At 32.8% G+C, this 18,583-nt stretch carries 18 protein-coding genes; 3 read left to right on the top strand and 15 right to left on the bottom strand.

The window, feature by feature from the left end:
• Nucleotides 1-26: 26 nt before the first annotated feature.
• The 4 genes from H7355_RS06445 to H7355_RS06430 are packed head-to-tail and all read right to left on the bottom strand — an operon-like array spanning nt 27 to nt 4,135.
• Nucleotides 27-1,238 (bottom strand): SDR family NAD(P)-dependent oxidoreductase, encoded by a 1,212-nt coding sequence (locus H7355_RS06445; RefSeq protein ID WP_186645901.1) that lies wholly within the window; start codon nt 1,236-1,238, stop codon nt 27-29.
• Nucleotides 1,239-1,252: 14 nt separating this feature from the next.
• Nucleotides 1,253-2,410 carry an N-acetylglucosamine-6-phosphate deacetylase gene (gene nagA, locus H7355_RS06440; RefSeq protein WP_186645900.1) on the bottom strand — a complete coding sequence of 386 codons (1,158 nt, stop codon included), beginning with the start codon at nt 2,408-2,410 and terminating at the stop codon, nt 1,253-1,255.
• A 31-nt stretch (nt 2,411-2,441) separates the two neighbouring features.
• Nucleotides 2,442-3,350, bottom strand: coding sequence for a BadF/BadG/BcrA/BcrD ATPase family protein (locus H7355_RS06435; protein ID WP_186645899.1), 909 nt, complete (start codon nt 3,348-3,350; stop codon nt 2,442-2,444).
• 2 nt (nt 3,351-3,352) lie between these two features.
• Nucleotides 3,353-4,135: a carbonic anhydrase gene (locus tag H7355_RS06430; RefSeq protein WP_186645898.1), complete on the bottom strand. Its 783-nt coding sequence runs from the start codon at nt 4,133-4,135 to the stop codon at nt 3,353-3,355.
• Nucleotides 4,136-4,253: 118 nt separating this feature from the next.
• Here H7355_RS06430 and H7355_RS06425 point away from each other — a divergent pair, with 118 nt between their 5' ends.
• On the top strand, nt 4,254-4,910 hold the full coding sequence (locus H7355_RS06425; protein ID WP_186645897.1) for a shikimate kinase: 657 nt from the start codon (nt 4,254-4,256) through the stop codon (nt 4,908-4,910).
• A 68-nt stretch (nt 4,911-4,978) separates the two neighbouring features.
• Here the strand turns inward: H7355_RS06425 and H7355_RS06420 are convergent, their stop codons facing one another.
• Nucleotides 4,979-5,437: a hypothetical protein gene (locus H7355_RS06420; RefSeq protein WP_186645896.1), complete on the bottom strand. Its 459-nt coding sequence runs from the start codon at nt 5,435-5,437 to the stop codon at nt 4,979-4,981.
• Between the two features lie 198 nt (nt 5,438-5,635).
• Nucleotides 5,636-7,408, bottom strand: coding sequence for an ABC transporter ATP-binding protein (locus H7355_RS06415; protein WP_186645895.1), 1,773 nt, complete (start codon nt 7,406-7,408; stop codon nt 5,636-5,638).
• A 417-nt stretch (nt 7,409-7,825) separates the two neighbouring features.
• On the opposite strand from H7355_RS06415, the gene H7355_RS06410 reads away from it, so the two are divergent.
• Both H7355_RS06410 and H7355_RS06405 read left to right on the top strand, forming a co-directional pair.
• Nucleotides 7,826-8,362 (top strand): hypothetical protein, encoded by a 537-nt coding sequence (locus H7355_RS06410; protein WP_186645894.1) that lies wholly within the window; start codon nt 7,826-7,828, stop codon nt 8,360-8,362.
• An 18-nt stretch (nt 8,363-8,380) separates the two neighbouring features.
• Nucleotides 8,381-9,349, top strand: a complete 969-nt coding sequence (locus H7355_RS06405; RefSeq protein WP_186645893.1) for a hypothetical protein — start codon at nt 8,381-8,383, stop codon at nt 9,347-9,349.
• Here H7355_RS06405 and H7355_RS06400 read toward each other — a convergent pair.
• From H7355_RS06400 to H7355_RS06360, 9 genes are all read right to left on the bottom strand, one after another.
• Nucleotides 9,336-9,725 (bottom strand): papain-like cysteine protease family protein, encoded by a 390-nt coding sequence (locus H7355_RS06400; protein ID WP_186645892.1) that lies wholly within the window; start codon nt 9,723-9,725, stop codon nt 9,336-9,338. The genes H7355_RS06405 and H7355_RS06400 overlap by 14 nt on opposite strands.
• 100 nt (nt 9,726-9,825) lie before the next feature.
• Nucleotides 9,826-10,053: a hypothetical protein gene (locus H7355_RS06395; RefSeq protein ID WP_186645891.1), complete on the bottom strand. Its 228-nt coding sequence runs from the start codon at nt 10,051-10,053 to the stop codon at nt 9,826-9,828.
• A 280-nt stretch (nt 10,054-10,333) separates the two neighbouring features.
• Nucleotides 10,334-11,101 (bottom strand): hypothetical protein, encoded by a 768-nt coding sequence (locus H7355_RS06390; protein ID WP_186645890.1) that lies wholly within the window; start codon nt 11,099-11,101, stop codon nt 10,334-10,336.
• Nucleotides 11,102-11,499: 398 nt separating this feature from the next.
• Nucleotides 11,500-12,945 carry a sigma-54-dependent transcriptional regulator gene (locus H7355_RS06385; protein WP_186645889.1) on the bottom strand — a complete coding sequence of 482 codons (1,446 nt, stop codon included), beginning with the start codon at nt 12,943-12,945 and terminating at the stop codon, nt 11,500-11,502.
• A gap of 89 nt (nt 12,946-13,034) precedes the next feature.
• Complete coding sequence (locus H7355_RS06380) at nt 13,035-13,214, bottom strand: FeoB-associated Cys-rich membrane protein (protein ID WP_186645888.1); 180 nt, start codon at nt 13,212-13,214, stop codon at nt 13,035-13,037.
• Nucleotides 13,215-13,233: 19 nt separating this feature from the next.
• Nucleotides 13,234-15,162, bottom strand: a complete 1,929-nt coding sequence (gene feoB, locus H7355_RS06375; protein WP_186645887.1) for a ferrous iron transport protein B — start codon at nt 15,160-15,162, stop codon at nt 13,234-13,236.
• 1 nt (nt 15,163) lies between these two features.
• The gene (locus H7355_RS06370; protein ID WP_222435670.1) at nt 15,164-15,505 is read right to left on the bottom strand and encodes a FeoA family protein; all 342 of its coding nucleotides are present in this window, start codon (nt 15,503-15,505) and stop codon (nt 15,164-15,166) included.
• Nucleotides 15,506-15,666: 161 nt separating this feature from the next.
• Nucleotides 15,667-16,998: a sugar ABC transporter permease gene (locus H7355_RS06365; protein WP_186645886.1), complete on the bottom strand. Its 1,332-nt coding sequence runs from the start codon at nt 16,996-16,998 to the stop codon at nt 15,667-15,669.
• Entirely contained in the window at nt 16,995-18,530 is a 1,536-nt protein-coding gene (locus tag H7355_RS06360; RefSeq protein ID WP_186645885.1) for a xylose ABC transporter ATP-binding protein, read from the bottom strand. The genes H7355_RS06365 and H7355_RS06360 overlap by 4 nt, the downstream gene beginning before the upstream one ends.
• Nucleotides 18,531-18,583 lie beyond the last annotated feature (53 nt).

Below are 18,583 nucleotides of genomic sequence, written 5' to 3'. Positions count from 1 at the left end.
AATTTTTATTTTCCCTTTTTTAATAATTAACTTAAACACTCCCAAGCTTCCTTCGTCAAATTATAATTCCAAAATCCACCATTGTGCTTCATTCTATTTGCAAGCATTTTTGATGAAACAAGTTGGGTGATCTGTTGTGCTGAATTTTTTACTGAAACTTTACCATTCGGATTCATATCCGTTTTAACACTGCCAGGGTGTAAACTTAAAACAGATATTTTTTTATTTTGACTCTCAAACTCAAGCGCAAGATTTTTAGCATATTGGATTACAGATCTTTTTGACATACGATAAGCTGTATGAGTATATGTATCATAAGAATCATGCCCCATCAAACTTGCAACAAAAGCAATAGTTGAGATTGGGTTCATCAATTGCATAAATGTATTATTTGTTTCAATCAAGCCAAACACATTTGTTGCAAAAATCCTTTGTATTTCTGTAAAACTCACTGTTGAGTTAGTGCTCGTTTCATCTGCACTAAAGACTCCTGCATTGTGTACAATTAAATTAAAATTAATTGAATTTTTCTTTAAAAAATTTGTTAAATAATGAATAGAATGGGATTTCTCAACATCTAAATACAATGAATCAAAAATATTTTTATGCTCGAATGTGACTTTTGAGCGGGAAGACGGTATGACTGCATAACCATCTTCACATAGTTGCTGAACAAGATCATGGCCAATGCCTCTTGAAGCGCCTGTCACAAAGGCGATTCCATTTTTGCAATGACTCGCAATTTCATCCTTCCAATGTTTTAGCTTATCTGAAATTTTATTCTCAGGGTCAAATATATCTATTTCTTTATTATTTATAAAAAGCTTAGGAGTAATATAGCAACCCGATTTTTCAATCATTGCACTCACCCCACAATATTTTGTGAAACTTAAAAAAACAGCATTAGCAACTTTTTCGTTGTTCAGGTTTTCACCATTTGCATAATAAACTAAATTGCAACTCGCAAAGACTTTCGGGTGGGTTGTGGTTTGCTCTGCTTCACATTCGACCTTGAGCTCTTCAAGTGGTTGTCGCATTTTCTGTAATGTGCTCACAACATCGACGGAAGTGCAAGAGGCCATTCCTTGTAAAAGAAGTTCTTTCGGATTCGGAGCAATCTTTATTGCGTCACCATTTTTTACAGAAATATTTATTTTTTCACCTTCTTCACATTCACCGATAAATTCCCAGTTGTGGGGATATTCTTTTGCTGTCCATTCTGTTTTAATTTTCATCATTCTTCCTCTATTATTTAAAATATAATTTTACCTGACTGTATTACATTCTTAATTTTTAAATTGCTTTTATCAAGAACAACTAAGTCTGCAGCAAATCCTGGAAGAATTCTGCCTCTCATCATACTATGTTTATGGCTTCCATCTATTTCTAAACATTCTGCTGCATTTGTTGAAGTCATAGGCAATGCTTCTTCTAAAGAAACAAGTTTATTTTTTATTAAATTCTTAAAGGCTTCGTATATCGAAAGAGCTGCGCCAGCAAGTGTCCCATCCGAATTCACATATTTACCATCTCTAACAAAAATTTCATTATCATTTATAAAAAAATTTTTCATATTTGTACCAAATGGGGCCATTGTATCTGAAACTAAAATAAATTTATTTCTGTTCTTTATTTTAAACGCCAACCTTAGTGAATCAAAACTCACATGCAAGCCATCTGCTATTATACCGCACCATGCTTTATCATTTAGCAAAAATGCACCAACAACTCCAGGTTCGCGGCTCCCAAATTGACTGCAAGCATTAAATAAATGAGTAACACCTTTGATACCCAAATCGAATGCATTATTCATTTGATTAAAACTTGCATTTGTATGTCCTGCAAATATAGTTATATTTTTCTTTAATAGAGATTTGATCTGATCACTTCCCATAATTTCTGGAGCAATTGTAATTAGAGTTTTACAATTTTTTAAGGATGTCATAAGTTTTATTTCTTCAAGAGAAGGTGTCCTGATAAATTGTTTAGCATGAATCCCATTTTTTTCTTTGCTGATAAATGGACCTTCAAAATGAATACCCAAAATTCCAGGCATTTTTTCACTTATACATTTATTTATTGTTTGCACAGCCAAAGGAATTTTAGAGTAATCATCGGTAATAAGGGTAGGAAGAAATGACGTGGTCCCATGCAATATATGTGCTCGAGAAATTTTTAAGAGTGCAGCTTGTGTTGGCGTTTCGTTAAAAAATGCACCTCCTCCTCCGTTTAATTGAATATCAATAAAACCTGGTGCAATAATATTTTCTTTTAAATCAATTTCTTTATTTATATTTTTATTAATTTTTCGATTAGAGAGATCTTTAATTGTTCCTTCAGAAATTATTATATTCTTTTTCTTAATAAAGGAAATACCATCAAATATCCTTGCATTTTTAAGGCATAGCATGAATGACCTCTTATGATTCTACAATCAAAATTTAACTTTGATTGTATTTTTCTCTTATCATAAGTAAAGCACCATCGCACGCATCGCCTCGCGCAGGAACCAATCTCTTTTTAATATTAGGTTTTAATAATGGTAAAATAAATTGCGACACACCACCCACTAAAGAACATGGGAGTTTGATTTTTATCTCATTTTCAACTTTATCAAGGGCAAAAAATATTTTTTCGATGTGCGTAGCAGCATTGTTTAATAAATATAAAGCAATGCTGTCTTTTTCTTCTGCAAATTTAAAAACATCCCTAGCAAGTTCTGCATATTTGGTTGCATTGGCGTAACAAGCCCACTCTGTGACACTCTCAACCTTATCGCCTAATTTTTTTTTGATATGCAACAAAAGTGGGGATTCTATTCCACGTCCATCACATAGATGCAAAGTTTTACGAATAGCTTCAAGACCTATCCAAGCGGCTCCTCCTTCATCGCCATGGGGAAATCCCCAGCCTCCCACTTGATATTTACCTTTTTTTGCATATTTTAAGCCAACAACTCCTGTCCCACATATAATAATTGAACCATAATTTCCTGAATGAGCACCAAGACATGCCACAAATGCATCGGATTGAATGTGACAATGAGCAAAACCAAGACCTTTTTGTTTCGCTAAAAACTCTTCTCGAGCGGAAAGGACTTCATAGCCAGCGAGTCCCATGCCAACATGAAATTGCACATCATCCGAAAAACGCATTTCAGTGAGATTTGCAACTTGCAATGCGTGTTCAAAAGCACTTGCGATGGAATTGATGGCAACATCAACAGATAATCTTATGTTTGCCGGCCCTGCTAACCCTTCTCCAAGCACCTTTCCATCTTCAGACTCCAAGCGAATCAGTGTCTTCGTCCCCCCGCCATCGACTCCTATGAAAAAGTTTTTTTTCATCATTTCTAATCTTTAACCTCGATAATGCGCCCTTCTAGCTTCTGCAAAGGCCTGACATTCATTTGAAATAACTTAGAAAATTGATTTAATTGCTCAGCTGACAGCTCTATAGGATTTTTTAAAACATACCAAGTTACATTTTCTAAGCAAGGCGGATGAGTTAATGAGCCTGAGTATGTATAAAATCCACCCTTTTGCGGAAAAATATCCAAAGCATTGATCCTCGCTTCTACTTTTTTTTCAGAGACATTTTTTCCAGGCAAGTTATTGAACAATTTTTCTAACGGTTTATTTCTAAAACCTTTTTTCATTAATATCGCAATGATAACCTGTGTACCGTCTTCTTTTCTGTGGACAAAGTGAACTTCCATATCTGCTCGTTTCCCTTCGATGGCATGTTCGCTCGGCCTGTGAAAATCAAATTGGCTCAATTCATACACATCATGAGCAATAGTAAGCTTACTTCCTCTTTCATAATTCACTTGAATCGTGTGACCATTGTTAAAAATATTAAGCGGTGTGCTAAAATATGCGAAACTTAATGAAGGAATATCGTTGTCTTGCTTTAAATTTTGCTCTTTAATATCGATAGGGGATTGTTTTTTTCCAGCAATACAGGCTTGAAATTCCTGCATAAGCATACCCCATTTTGCCGGTCCCGTACTCCCTTCATAACTCCAATGTTTTTCAACATATTTGCCTGGGACAGCGGATGCATTTAAGCGCAAAAATATAATGAGAACTGTAAAAACAAATATAAAGGAAGCTTTCCCATTGCCTTCCTTCATAGAGATTTCCTCCTCGCTAAAAGATTTGTCTTCAGTTAACATTAATTATAGTTTACAAATGATCAATCTAGGATGCAAACACGCTCACATGCTAGACAGTTGCTTCGAAAGGACAAAAATGACAAAGTATTGGGCAAAGAAGTTTAAAAATATCATTCTCACAGGCATGCCTGGTGCAGGTAAAACGTCATTTGGAAAAATATATGCACATATGAGCGATCGTTTATTTTTAGATTTCGATTCTTTTATTGAGTCTACGACAAGGAAATCTATCCCCCAATTATTTGAACTTGAAGGCGAAGAAGGTTTTAGGCGACTCGAAGAAAAAATATTGCACAAACTCGAACGCAGACATAATTTCGTAATTGCCATGGGTGGGGGAACTCTGCAAAAACCTGAGAATTTAAATTACGCTCGCCGTTTGGGACTTATTGTTACGTTAAAAACTCCACTCGATATCATCAGTCAACGCATTTTCGCTGCGAAAGATAACCGTCCGTTCTTTGCACATTGTAAAACTCTTGAACAAGTTCAAGAAAAAGTAAATAACCTTTGGGAAGAAAGAAAAGAGTCCTACGAACAAGCGGATGTCGTAATTGAAACTGCATATAATTCTATGGAAACATTAAAAATGCATCTTTCCTTGATCGAACGCCGTGCGGACAATCGTGAATATATGCAAGATGTTTATAATATAATGAACAAAAAACTAAGACAATCCTCACGCTGGATTGAAAAAGATGATCCTCTTCCCGAAAAAAATACTGATATATAAAGAACGACTCTTGCAAAGCACTTCAAAATTGTGATTTGATTTAGAACGTTGAAGAATTTTATTTAAAGCTAATTAACACAATTAAATCTTAATAAATTGTTTGCTGTAATGAGAGCTCGTTTTAAAAAACTTTCATTCGCAAGAGTTGCAAACTCAATTGCAAACTTTTGTTTTTCCAAACATTTATATTCTAGGTTTGACTCCGGAGTGTTTATGTTTTGCAGCTCAGCTAATTTATTTTCGAGCGCAGACACTGTGTAGCTGTAAAGTTCTTGTGTATTTTCTATAGTATTGTAACTATTAAAAATTGATATTTCTATCCGACTATTTATACATTTTTGCAGAAGGGTTTCTGCACTCACCGTTCTATTACCATAAGCTCTAAGAATTTCCATATTTCTTTGATTAACTGCATGGCATTCTTGCTCTATTCGATTTCTTTCATTTTCACTAATTTCTTGCGAAAAAGAATTTGCAGCAAAAAAAATTGGAGTTATAGCTATCGCAATTTTTATTAATTTTATCATAATAAACCTTTCATATTAATCCGACAAAAAAATCGGATTTGGTAAATTATAAAAATTTAATAAAATTGTAAAATTTTCTAGCTTACCAATTCATATATAATTATAAAATAATATTATTAAGTTTTTTATCTAAAAATAAACTGACTCTAACAAAATTTTGTATTGCAACTGAATTACGATCATTTTCACAAAAGAATTTTAAAAGTTCATATTCAAATTTTTCTCACCCATCTGAATATTCCACAGACTGGCATAAATTCCATTTTTCTCAACGAGTGATTCATGTTTACCGTTTTCGACGATTTCTCCATTGTTGAAAACAAAAATTTTGTCTGCATGACGAACCGTTGATAATCTATGTGCAACGATGATTGTTGTACGCCCAATCACCAATTTTTCTAAGGATTTCTGAATAGCTAATTCTGTTTCGTTATCAACAGCAGATGTCGCTTCATCCAAAATAAGTATGGGTGGATTTTTTAAAATAGCGCGCGCAATTGCAATCCTTTGCTTTTGTCCACCTGAAAGTTTTTGTCCTCGTTCTCCGACCATTTTATCATAACCTTCTTCAAAGGCAGAGATAAAGATATGAGCCTCAGCTAGTTTTGCTGCATGAATTATTTCTTCACGTGATGCATGAAAAGAACCATAAGCAATATTATCTGCAATTGTTCCATTCACTAAAAAAATATCCTGACTCACATAACCAATCGATCGCCGGAGATCAAATAAATTTAATGTAGAAATATCTTTGCCATCTAAAAGGATTTGCCCAGAATTTTTTTCATAAAAACGCAGTAAAAGTTTTAGTAAAGTGCTTTTTCCTGAACCGGTTGTGCCAACAAATGCAACTGTTTCACCAGAGTTTATTTTAATGGAGATTTTGTTTAAAATAGGCCTATTTGTATAGGCAAAAGTAAGATCTTTACATTCTATTTGCCCTTTGATATTTGCATGTGTCAATTTTTGCCCAGCATCAATTCTTTTGGTTGGTATTTTTAATAAATCCATCACACGATTGATTGAAGCGAGCGACCGTTGGTAGTTATCGGTTATTTCAGAAAGATCCGTCAAAGGCCACAACAGTCTTTGTGAGAGAAAAATTAATATACTATAATATGCAACATTTAACTGATTGTCTAGTGTTAAATACCCACCATAAACGAGAATAATTATAAAGCCAAACATAACTGCCATACGAATAACAGGGGTGATGGCAGAGCTGAATTTTATCGCATTGTAGTTGGCATTTTTGTATTGAGAACTCAATTGTTCTATCTTTTCATACTCATAATTTTCTGTGGTGAAACTTTTAATAGTTGAAATTCCTAAAATATTATTATTGAGATTGGAATTTAAAATACCTGCATTCTCCCTGACTTGATAATATTTGGGGCCAATTTTGTTTTGAAAATAAAACGCCCCAAATAAAATAAAAGGAATAGGGAGGAGCGACAAGACTGCAATGGATGGATTTAAAATAAAAAAGACAATGCCTATGAGTATAGATGACAAAAAGACCTGGATAATAGAGTTAATTCCATTATTCAAAAAGCGTTCTATTTGGTTGATATCGTCATTTAAAATAGATAGTAAATTTCCTGTATTTTTATTTTCAAAATATGCCATGTCTAAATTCTGAATATGTGAATATACATCGAGTCGTAGATCGTGCTGGAGATTTTGCGCTAAATTTCTCCATTTAACGGAGTATAAATATTCAAATAAGGATTCAAAAACAAAGATAAGAGCGGTGATGACTCCTAAAATAATTATTTGCTCTTTTGCTACTTGATAACCTAATTTTGCCAGAAGTGAACGCTCTTTATTCACAACGGTGTCTATCGCAATACCAATCAATATTTCGGGCATAATGTCAAAGATTTTGTTGATAGAAGAATATAAGACTCCTAAACCAATGTCTTTTTGATAGTTCTTAGAGTAATGAAAAAGTCGTTTAAAAGGATGCATTGGTCTTTCTCCAATATTCATTAATTTTTGTAATCTATTTTTTTAAATTGTTTTAATAAATTTGTCAATTATACTAAAACTAAAATTTTACTTAATTTTTTAAATCTCTCCCATACTATCATTCAAAAAATTTTAAGATCATTCATCTCCTATAATGCAATAATTTTACTCATATTTATAATATTTAATTTGCTGCCTTGACAAATTTTTTATAATAACTTTTATTAAAATTGGCTATTTTTAAATAAAATAAATTAAGAACAGATATATGTTAAATTTTAATTAAAAATTAATATTTTTTCCCTCAATATGGTTCTTATATTTATAAGAAAATAAGATACATTTAAAATAATATTTATTGTCTAAATTTTATTTTAAATGTTTTCAAGAAATTCATGAAAATTAAAGGAAAGTATAATGACAAATTTTATTTCTGCTAAACAAATTGTACATGAAGAGTACATTATAGATAAATTTATTTTCTCAAAATTAAGTGAAAAATATGCAAAAATAGATTATGAAACAGTAATGAGTAGCCTCATAGAGATCCAAGAAGTTTTTGGCGGTAATGAGAATTGGGCTTCATCGTCTTTAACATATGCTGATAATCTTTTAAGCATCTTGCGACATCAAAATGATTTTAATGAAAAAAAAGCTTTTACTTTTAGCATTCTTTCAAAAGACACTAGGGAATATCTAGGCTGTATTTATATAAAACCAATTAAAGTTAAGAGTGATTTAGACCTCAGAAAATTATATTTTGATGCGCAAGTTTTATTTTGGACGGTTACAAAAAATAATATCGCTATCGATGCTGAAGTTTATAAAAAAATACTTAAATTCATTAAAAATGAATGGTCATTTAAAAGAGTCGCTTATCCTGGAAGAAGTATTTCATGGGAAAATTGGGAGAATATGAAATTAGGCATTCATAATAACGATCTCGATCATTGACTCTTTGCGGAGAATATTATGGTAACAAATGAGAAATATTCTGACTCTCTTTTACTTTCATCCCGCTTTTTCAGTCAGGCAGCGTACTATTCGCTGTTTCCTTTTCTCGCCATTATCATGACTTCATACTTTAAAGTGGGACTTCAAACTGTAGGTATATCTATCGGGATATTTATTGTTATTTCTAGATTCATTTTATTTCCTTTAGGAGCATTGGTCGACAAATACGGTGGAAAATATTTCATAATTTATGCAAATCTTGTAAGTATGCTCGCAGTTTCTGCCCTTATCTTTATTCCCAAAGATGCTTCTCTTGCAGCGCATTTTCTTGTCTTTATTAGAATTAAAACAGAGACTCTGTTGTTTATGCTAGGCTATGTCATTCAGTTCGCTCTGCTGCAAATGTTTATATTTTGCTTTTCATATTTTAGTCTGCATTATTTCAATAACATAAAGCTTGCCTCTGGCTTTTTTTCGATTCAAGCTCTTATCGTTATCCCTGTCATGTATTTATGCTACAATAAATATAGGGCAATCGAGAATTTTAATAAATCATGGCTTTTTATTATTGGCGTTTCAATTTTTGCATTTTCGTATGTGTTACTTGGCCTGACAGCAAGTTTCATAAACCCAATACTGAGTGTTTTTATTTTATGTATTTTGATAACAATTTCCGAGGTTATTTCTTCACCCATTGCTGATTCTTATTTAGCCTCTCTTGGAGCAAAAAACCAAAGTGGAATTGTGTTTAGCACTGCAACTTTGTTTGAGGCACTGGGAACTGGCATAGGTATTTTCTTGGGAAGCAAGGCATTGGAAATATTTTCTAGCGAAAAGTCACTTCTCCCTCGCATATGGAGCGTGAGCAGTGCTGTATGTTTTTTTCTGCTAATGATTATCTTTATTTTATTGATAATAAATAGTCTCAAAACTGTTAACTCAAATTGCAAAAGCGAAAAAGACAAGTTGACAGCTAAACTGATATAGGTTTTATGATATCACTAGATTTTAATAAAGGAATTGGCTTTATACAATCACAATATGTTAAATTAATAACCAATTCAGTTTCACGCGTTGGGTAAATTTTATTTAAACTTCTATTAGGTAGATACATAAATATTTCATTATTTTTATCAAAAATTTTAAAGAAATTGCTAAATTTAACATATTGATCCGAACCATGCCATGGATCATGAATTAATAATGTCTCATTTTCTATACCTTTAATAACAACTGCATGGAGAACAAGGCGACCTTTAATTGTTACAATAAGTGGCCCTAAGTGATATAATGCATATGCAATCCAAGAACTGAAATATTTCAAATTATTTATTATCATATTTGGTAAACTTAATGTTTTCAATCCTATCTTTTTCAGATCATTATCAGATGTACCTGTAAAATGACCTCTCTTTTTAGAAATAAAGTCGTTGATGTACTTTAGTTGTATAGAAAACTCAGGATTAGATTTGAAATGAAACTAACATTTTAACACTTGTATCTCCACATGCATTTATTTGCTCTTGAAAGAAAAAAGGACAATCTAAATTAATAAATGGTGGAAATTTCATTGGATGATTTGTAAAATTAAGCGGGAAATCAGAAAATTTTTTCCCACTTAATTTACAGACATCTGTCTGAAAAATCTGTTTATTAGAATGCCATCCAAACATCCCTTTGATTAGTTTCATGATTTATATTCCTTATAATATGTGAAATAAAATTGACTACCAAAAACAAATAATGTTATATCACTATTAGTAAAAAATCACTAAGTAAATAGGGAGTGCAGCTTGGAAATTTAAAATTACTACTTATTATTGTGACAGATTTTGGAAGTTAATTAAAATTATAATGAATCATTATTTTGTAGGTGATTTTTGAAGTATTTGATTTTAAAAATATTAAATCTGATCATAACCCCCATTTCAAATTGACACTTTTTCACCAAGAAATGGGGAAAACAATGGACTATGAATTTGTCTCAGGTAATCGGATAGATAAATATTTAGGTTCTTCACCATTCTTACATTTACGATATTTTGCAAGACTTGATATTAGTTTAATATTCAAAACAAATTTATTCTCATTTATAAACTTAGCATATAAACTATCGTCAAATTTTTTCTTTGGTAATTTGCTTGCTAATTTGTCCTTTAAATTCTTCTTTCTATCTAAGACTTTTCCTTGTCTAAGTAAGTGTCCAGCTATCATTTCTGCACTTTCAACATTTTCGATTCTCATTTCAAGAGTACTTTCAGTGCTTTTAATAGATATACCAGAATAATTTTTAGGTACTTCAGGATTTGGTGAATTTAATTCCAATGAAGTAAAGTCATTAAAACTTATTCCTAATCTTTGAAACTCATTCGTTAATGCTTCATTCAGATGAAATACTATATATTTTGGTATTGAAAAAATATTTTTTTCGAAGGAAGTTTCATAATATGTTGGTACCACTAACTCAATTTCGATGGAACCAGGTTTATATTCATAGGAACTAAAATATGGATTTGCTACGATAATATATTCTGGATTTTCATTATATTTAAAGTGCTCTTTATCTGATTCAATAAAACCTTCTTGAGAATTCGTCGCTAATGGAAAATTATCAGTCAAATGCTGAGTATTATCATTCGGTCCTAGCATCAATGATTCATTCACTTTATCTTCGTTAGTTGCATATGCACTCAATGAAAAAACAAGAAAATGCGTGGCTAAAACTTTCTTTAATAACATATATCCTCCTTAATAAATAATTTTAAAACACAATGTTTATTTAATTGTGTTTTAAAATATAATCCATTTTTTTATACCGAAGTCAAGAATATAAATTATATTTAATGAATCATTAATATTAATAAAATATAACTCAATGAAAATATATATTATATTATCAAAATTTATTTTTATCATATAAGTAAAGCGAAATTTTATTTTGTTTTGACATTAAATTTAAGAAATATAACGAATATTATTAACAATTTAAAATTACCAATGATGAGTGTTTATTTCTAACAACGCTGCCCTAAGAAGCTTCTAACTTTTCACATACCTTGCAGAAATTAAAGCTGTATCAACTTATACTTTATTTAATTATTATTGAAGCTAAAACAAATCTAACAAAAGATCTATACTTAATATTTCTTTAATTTTTTACACTTAATTTGCAATGTGCTGCGCGCTATTTTGAGTTTTTTTGCTGCATCACTTAAATTTATTTTGCTTGGATAAAATTTTTGTAAATACTTATCTAAAAGTTCATCACACATTTGCTTAAATGTGAGAGCTTTCCCATTTTCGTCAGTGGTTCTGATAAGAATATTATTTTTACAATCAGATATGATTTCGTTTTGTTCATCATGTTTTTTTGATTTTGCTAAGATTCTTTCTGGAATACCCATGGGGGATAAGACTTTATCGCTTTGATGTTCGGTCATGGCGCGCAGACAATTGCGCAATTCACGTACATTGCCTTCATCCCAAGGCAATTGGCACAGAACATTCATAGCTGTTTTTTCAATTCGATAAGGACCGCCTTGCATAGTTTGACAGAAAAATAGGATAAGATCGGGAATTTCCTTTTTTCTTTCCCGCAATGGTTTTAATAAAATCTCTGTTTCACACAGTCTTTGCCAGAGGTCATTGCGAAATTCTCCCTTTTCAACTTGAGAACTGAGTGGAATATTGGATGCGGCGAGAAAACGGACATTTATTTTTCTAGGGGTGGATTCCCCGATACGTGTGACTTCTTGATTCTCAAGAACTCTAAGGAGTGCCACCTGTGCGTTTGCGGAAAGACTAGAAACTTCATCTAAAAACAACCAACCGCCATTTGCATCTTCTAGCAACCCTGATTTATGTGAAATTGCTCCGGTAAATGCGCCTTTTACATAACCAAACAACACACTTTCAAGTAAACTTGGCGCAATACTTCCGCAATTGATTTTAATAAAAGGTCCATTCAGAATGAAGGAAGAAAATAAATCTGCAATAATTTCTTTGCCTGTTCCAGATTCACCTTCAACATAAACAGCGGTGATAGCTGAGTTGATAATTTGAGGTATACGTAAGTAAACTTTTTTTAAAGATTCCCCAGCAAAATCAATTGTGTCATACTTTCTGTCAGAGGGAATATTTTTATGCTCAATCCCTCTTTTTAAATAAGCAGATTTTCTAATAGTAAGAATCTTATCGACTATATTTTCGGTTTTGAGTTTTTTGGAAAGAAATTCATCGGCTCCTGCATTTAAACTCTGTAAAATTGAGTCAGGATCATCTAGATTTGAACTCATAAGCACAATAATTTCAGGATGCAGGTCTCTTAGTTCCGATACGATTGAAATTCCATTTTTATGATCTTTTTCAGATAAAAATATATCTAGAACAGCAAAATCAATTTTTTTAAAGGATCGAATAATTCTCTTAAAATCAAATAAATTAACAACTGAAATAATTTTAAAAGAAATATTTTTCTTATTCGCTTGTATTTTTCGAGCAAAGTTTTTTAACTCAAGAGGATCATCATCTAAATGAATCAATATATATTCTTCTTTTATTTCTCTTGAAAAAACGGATTTCATAAATTCTCACAAAAAAAGGTTCTTTTATGAAAAGAACCTCCATTTTCTATTCCAATATTATTAATTCTTATATAGAATTATTTTTCAATTTATTTCTTATGATAACTTTTTAAGTTTTGCGGATTACTTTCCACAGAACAACCACTGCAACCAGAAGATGAGCATCCTTTGGATTTTTCAACTGAGGTCTTTTTTTTGGGTAACCATTTATAAACAAGAAAGACAGCTGCTGCTGCAACGATCGTTATAACAATAATTTCTTGAAGCATACTAGAGTCCCTTTTAGATTTATCCAATAATATATTGTGAAACATGGAAAACAATAAATGCACAAATATATGCTAAACCAAACATATAACTGAACATGACTGTTGGCCAAAACCAAGAGTTTGTTTCACGCTTTGCAACAGCTAAAGTCGGTGCACATTGAGGGGCAAAAATATACCAAGTTAAAAAAGCCAAAGCTGTGGGCAAAGACCAAGCAGTAGAGAGAGTGGTTGCTAAACCTTCCGCAACAGCCTCTTCACTTCCACTGATTGCATAGACAGTACCAAGTGCAGCAACTGCGACTTCTCTTGCTGCCATACCTGGTATGAGTGCAATCGCTATTTGCCAATTAAAGCCTATAGGAGCAAGAACAGGTTCAAAAAAGCGGCCTATCATACCAGCAAAAGAGTAATCAATTGCAGGTAATGTCGCACCTTCTGGTGGATTAGGATATGTCGCTAAAAACCAAATGAGAACCATAAGTGCTAGAATAAGTGAACCAGCCTTGGTAATAAACAACTTAGCACGGGTTGTGAGCCCTAAAAATAGATTTTTTAAACTTGGCATTTTATAGGTCGGAAGTTCCATAAGCAACGGATGCACATTTCCTTTGATAAAGAATCTTTTGAGGACAAATGCAACGGCCAATGCAGAAAGAATACCAATCAGATAAAGCCCAAACATGACTAAACCAGGCAAAGATGCAAAGCCAAACACGGTTTTTGCTGGAATAAACGCCGCTATAATAAGCACATAAACAGGTAAACGCGCTGAACACGTCATTAGAGGTGCAATCAAGATCGTGATGATGCGATCTCTTTTACTCTCGATTGTACGGGTAGACATAATTCCTGGGATAGCACAGCCAAAACTAGATAAAAGTGGGATAAATGCACGACCATGTAGACCAACACCCCCCATAAGTTTATCCATTAGGAAAGCAGCACGAGCCATATATCCTGTATCTTCTAATAAAAGCAGGAAGAAAAATAGCAAAAGAATTTGCGGTAAAAACACAAGGACACTGCCGACACCAGCAATTATACCGTCCGCAAGTAGACTACGTAGGACACCATCAGGCATGCTTTCCGTTACAAGAGCTTGAAGACTTGCAAAACTGCTTTCGATGAATTCCATTGGAAATTCAGCTAATGTAAAAACTGCTTGAAAAACTGCAAATAATAGGAACAGAAGTGTTATGGTACCAAGGATAGGATGCAAAAATAAGCTATCAAGTCTTTTTGTCCACTCAGATGCAACACCTTGTTTTCTATTCGCTACACAAAGTATACGCTCAACTTCTTTGTGATAAGAGCGAACATCGCGTGCATTGGGTTCTGTCCAAACGCATTTTAAATGTGAAGTATGATTTTGTTGTTCTATATTTTCTTCATTTATAGAATTGTCGGATGAATTATTACAAACTTCTTGTTCAATAGCAGCAACAAGTTCGCTAATCCCATTTTTACGTATCGCAACGGTAGGGATAACAGGAACGCCGAGTTCTTTAGCGAGAAGTTTAATATCAATATCGTAACCGCGTTTGCGCGCAACATCCATCATATTTAAAGCTAAAACAATAGGTTTACCAACTTTTTTTAATTCAAGCACAAGGCGAAGACCGAGATGCAAGTTCGTGGCATCAGCCACACAAATTATGGCATCGGGAATACTTTCATGTGCAAATTTGCCTAGCACGACATCGCGAGTGACTTCTTCGTCAGGACTCCTCGCTCTCAAACTATAAGTGCCAGGTAAGTCGACAACTTTTACTTTTTTACCCTGTGGGCTTAAGTAAGTTCCTTCTTTCTTTTCGACTGTAACACCCGCATAGTTTGCAACCTTTTGGCGACTCCCTGTTAGAGCATTAAAAAGAGCAGTTTTTCCACAGTTTGGATTTCCAACTAAAGCAATACGGGTAGGGGATAAAATATCTGCATGAATTGACATATTAGGCGATCTTTCTAACCAAAATTGCTTGAGCTTCTTTTCGACGCAAGGCGACTAAAGAGCAAACACGAATCAAGACAGCGATGGGATCTTTGCCAATCATACCCTCATGCTCTAAAGTCACTTCTGTTCCTTCGATAAATCCCATTTCTAAGAGCCTTTTTTCAAGTTCGCCTGTAGGAAGAGTGTTTTCTAATCCTAATTTTCGTTCATCAATTTCTACAACTACTGCTTTCTCGCCGATTTTGAGCTCGCAGAGGGACACAAGCTCTGTGTCTGATGAAACTTCACAATGATCGAGATCGATGCCAAACTCCAAAGGATTGGCCATTTTTGTCTGCATAGAGAAAACCTCTAACTATTTGATAATATATAAAATTAATGGTTATTTCTAAGATAAGAAAGCAACCAGCACAAAATCATGCTAGCACTCATGATAACGATTATCAATATCGGAGGGAGGATATATAAACGACATAATAGTTAATTAATTAACTATTATTCCTAGCTTTTCTTACGTGTGGCAATATCTACCCAGACAGCTAAAAGTAAAATACTCCCTTTTACGATGTACTGCCATGTAACTTCAATATTTAAAAGACTCATGCCGTTGTCTAAGCTCGCCATAACTAAAGCACCGATAATTGCACCAAATATCGTACCTACCCCACCCATTGTGCTCGTACCACCAATGATAGCTGCCGAAATTGCATCAAGCTCAAAGTTTTGTCCAGCTGAAGTGGTAGCAGCATTCAAACGTGCAGTTAAAATAATTCCTGCGACTGCTGTGAGAGTCCCCATGATTATAAAAACAAATAATGTATTTCTTTTTATATTTATTCCTGAAAGTCTTGCTGCTTCAACATTTCCTCCCATCGCATAAATATGTCTCCCGAAAATAGTGTTATTTGTAACGATATGGAAAGTAATTCCTAAAATAAAAACAACTAAAACTGCATAAGGAATTCCCATATAAAATGCCATTACCAAGAAAAATGCAGCAATTGAAATAGAATATAAAATAATACTCAATATTTCGAGACTTTTTGGCAGAACAGCAAAACCATATTTAATTCTTGAGTTTCTTTTTTTAATCTTCAACAAAATAAAAAGTGCGATACAAAAAATTGCAATTAAAATTGTTAAATCATTGAAAGGAGCTTGTTCACCTAAATAAAATTTGTTTGAAAATATAGAATTGTAACCCATGACAGGATTATTAAATTCATCAAGAACAGGTTTTCCAGATTCATCCAATTGTTTGCCAAGTGTAAAAATAAAAGGAGAGATATATCCTTGTCCAATCAACTTAAATGAATCACTCATTGGTCCAATTGTTCTGCCATCTGTAATTCCTAATATCGCTCCACGAAAAGCAATCATACTTGCTAATGTAACAATAAATGCTGGAATTTTTCGATATGCTACCCAGTAACCTTGCCAAAGCCCAATAATTGCACCTAATGCAAGGGTTGAAAGGACGGTTGGCACAGTTGGCCAATTGTAATTCACTTGTAAAACAGCACTGGTTGCCCCAATAAATCCAGCTACAGAACCAACGGAAAGATCGAGATGACCTGCCACTAAAATCATGGTCATACCGATAGCCAAAACACCCACTGTTGAAGTCTGCAAAAACAAATTTGATAAATTTCTTGGTGAAAGAAAAAGGGAACCTGTTAAATAAGTAAACACAGCCCAAATAACAAACAATGCAATTAGCATGGTATATTGACGGATATTTTTTTTAAAAGAAACAGTAATTATTTCCCATAATTCAGATTTTTTCACCTCTGAATTTATTTTATCAACAGAATTTTGATTAAGAAAATTCATAAAGTTAATTCATCTCCTTTTGTATGTCCTGTTGCATAACGCATTATTTTTTCTTGTGAAGCGTTCTTATATAGAATATCACCCTTAAATTCACCTTCATGCATTATTAAAATGCGATCACTTACCCCTAATATTTCTTGTAATTCAGAGGATATCATTAAAATACAAACACCTTTTTCAATCAAGTCATTCATAATTTTATAAATTTCAAATTTAGCGCCGATATCTATTCCACGGGTAGGCTCATCTAGGATTAATACTTTTGGATTTGTCATGAGCCATTTAGATAGCACGACTTTTTGTTGATTTCCACCACTTAAATTTCCAGATAATTCTTCGATTGAAGGGATCTTTATTTTTAAATCACGAACGTAATTATGACTTGCTGAGATTTCTTTATTTTCATTAACAATACCAAATTGAGTGATATTTTCAATACTAGACAAAGTGATATTTTCTTTAATATTCATGCCAAGAATTAAACCAAACTTTTTTCGATCCTCTGAAACCAAGGCAATTCCTTCTTGAATAGCATCTTTTTCATTTGAAATATTTAATTTTTTTCCGTTTAAATAAACTTCTCCGCTTGTGACTTTTCCCCATGCACCAAATAAACTCATAACAAGTTCAGTGCGCCCAGCGCCCATTAGACCAGCAATTCCTAATATTTCTCCTTGATACAATTTAAAGTTTACATTTTTAACGACTTTTTGCCCAGTTTCAGGGTCTTCAACCGTCCAATTTCTCACTTCGAAAACCACATTGCCAAGTTTTTTCTCTACACGTGGATAAATTTCAGTTAGATTTCTTCCGACCATTTTAGAAATCAATTTGTCTTCACATAACTCTTTTACATCACTTGTAATAATTGTTTTTCCATCGCGCAAAATTGTGATTCGATCAGCAATTTTATAAATTTCTTTGAGCCTATGTGAAATATATATACAAGTTTTACCTTTATTCCTGAGCTCTTTAATTATTTCTAAAAGATTATCAGCTTCTTTTTCAGTTAAAGCTGCTGTGGGTTCATCTAAAATTAAAATATTTGCATTTTTTGCAATAGCTTTTGCTATTTCAACCAACTGCTGCTCACCAACACCGAGTTGAGAAATTTTATCCGATGGATTTACATTTAATTTCACTTCTTGCAGTATTTTTTTTGCTTCATTATAGGATTTTTCCCAATCAATAAATAGACTCTTAGTATATTCATGACCTAAAAAAATATTTTCACAAACAGTCATATCTTTTACGAGGGCCAATTCTTGATAAATAATTGCTATTCCTGCATGCTCACTATCTCTTGTTCCTTTAAAATTTTGCAAAACACCATCAACGAAAATCTCACCTTCATAATTTCCGCTTGAATATAACCCACTCACAATTTTCATTAGGGTTGACTTTCCTGCACCATTTTCACCACAGAGTGCATGAATTTCACCTTTTTTTATTGACAAATTAACTGAAGACAATGCTTTTACTGTCCCAAATTTTTTACTAATATTTTTTAACTCTAAAGAATAGCTTAGCAAAAATACTCTCCTTTAAAAGGATTTAACTTAGAGTTAAATCCTTCAAAAATAAA

Source organism: Fluviispira vulneris, from assembly GCF_014281055.1.
Classification (GTDB): domain Bacteria; phylum Bdellovibrionota_B; class Oligoflexia; order Silvanigrellales; family Silvanigrellaceae; genus Silvanigrella; species Silvanigrella vulneris.
This window is presented reverse-complemented; position numbering and strand designations above follow the sequence as displayed.